This is a genomic window from Brevibacterium picturae (assembly GCF_030453725.1).
Lineage (GTDB): Bacteria > Actinomycetota > Actinomycetes > Actinomycetales > Brevibacteriaceae > Brevibacterium > Brevibacterium sandarakinum_A.
This window is the reverse complement of sequence record NZ_JAKDJU010000323.1, coordinates 1-1,801: the sequence shown is the minus strand read 5'-3', so window position 1 is coordinate 1,801 and position 1,801 is coordinate 1. Positions and strand designations below refer to the sequence as shown.

Below are 1,801 nucleotides of genomic sequence, written 5' to 3'. Positions count from 1 at the left end.
CAGCACCACCACGATGACCAAAGGAGTCTCATGCTTACAGGCATTCCATCCACCCTCGGTGACAGCTACCAGCTCAACACCACCAGCCTGATCCGCCATGCCGCGACGGTCTTCGGCGAATCCGAGGTCGTCTACCGCCGATCCGACGGGTCCTGGGGCCGATCGAACTACGCCGACGAATACAGGCGGATGTCTCAGCTGGCACACGGCCTCGACGAACTCGGCGTGGGCGCGGGCTCCATGGTCGGCGTCATCGACTGGAACTCCCGCCGCCACCTCGAGCTCTACTTCTCGGTGCCCGGTGTGGCCGCCACCATGCTCCAGCTCAACCTGCGCCTGGCCCCGGAGGATCTCGCCTACGTCGTCAGCCACTCGAAGTCCGACTGGATCTTCGTCGATGAGTCCCTGCTCCACGTCGCCGAGTCGCTTGCCCCGAAGCTCGACGTCAAGGGGTGGGTCGTGATGACAGACAAGTCCTCCTCGGAGATCGAGACCTCCTTGGACAATGTCGTCTTCTACGAGGACCTCATCGCCGACAAGCCCGAGACCTATGATTGGCCCGTCGTCGACGAGAAGACCGCGGCCTATGCCGGTTACACGACCGGAACCACAGGCCGCCCCAAGGGCGTCTACTACTCCCACCGCTCGATCTACCTGCACACCATGGGCGGGCTGGCCGCACTTCACGCAGACTTCACGGACTGCGTCATGCCCATCACCCCGATGTTCCACGTGTTGTCCTGGGGCTTCCCGCAGAATGCGGTCGCAGCGGGCGCGAAGCTCGTCCTGCCCGGCAAGTTCGCGGCCGAGGAGTTCGGTGCCATCGGTCAGGCCTTCATCGAAGAGAAGGTGACGCTGGCCAACGGCGCCCCCGCGATCTTCACGCCGATGCTCGAGATGATGAAGAACATGCCGACCACGCCGGACCTGCGCGGAGTTCGCCTCGTCTCCGGATCCTCCGAGCCGCCGCTGTCGATGATGCGCGGGTTCAAGGAGATCACCGGCGCCGAGGTGATCCACGGCTACGGTGCCACCGAAACCACCCCGTTGGCGACGACGAACTGGGGCCTCAAGCCCGGGATGGACCTCAGCGAGGACGAGAAGTGGGATCTGAAGCGCTACCAGGGCCTGCCGATCATCGGCGTCGAGGTCAAGATCGTCGACCCGACCGGTGAGGAAATGCCCCGCGATGGGAAGTCAGTGGGCGAGATCGTCATGCGCGGTCCGTGGATCACGGAATCCTACTTCCAGCTGCCCGACAATGCGGACCGCTTCCTCGACGGCTGGTGGCGTTCGGGCGACGTCGGCGTCATCGATGAGCACAGTTACCTCAAGATCACCGACCGCCTCAAGGACGTCATCAAGTCCGGCGGCGAGTGGATCTCCTCGATCGACATGGAGAACGCGATCCTCGACAACCCCGACGTCAAGGAGGCCGCCGTCATCGGAGTTCCCGATGAGAAGTGGGATGAGCGGCCGATCGCTTATGTCGTGGCCGCTGACGGCGCCGAGGTGACCCGTGAGTCCATCATCGAGACGCTGAGCGAGCGCTTCGCCAAGTGGCAGATGCCCGATGAGGTCAACGTGGTAGCGGAGATGCCGCGCACCTCGGTGGGCAAGCTCGACAAGAAGCTGCTGCGCAAGAACTGGGAAGAGAAGTAGGCTCGGCGCGGCCTCCCGGCGCGGGCCTGCCGGCGCAAAGTGGGCCTGCCCGGCCTCCCGGCGCGGCCTGCGCGGCCTGGCCTGGGCCGCCACCATTTCTCGAAACGCGGGTGCTCAACCGAAACTCGGTTGTGCACCC

Annotated in this window: 1 protein-coding gene; it reads left to right on the top strand. The window is 64.7% G+C overall.

Going from position 1 to position 1,801, the window contains the following annotated elements:
• Positions 1–30 precede the first annotated feature (30 nt).
• On the top strand, positions 31–1,662 hold the full coding sequence (locus L0G76_RS16030) for a long-chain-fatty-acid--CoA ligase (protein WP_304358120.1): 1,632 nt from the start codon (positions 31–33) through the stop codon (positions 1,660–1,662).
• Positions 1,663–1,801 lie beyond the last annotated feature (139 nt).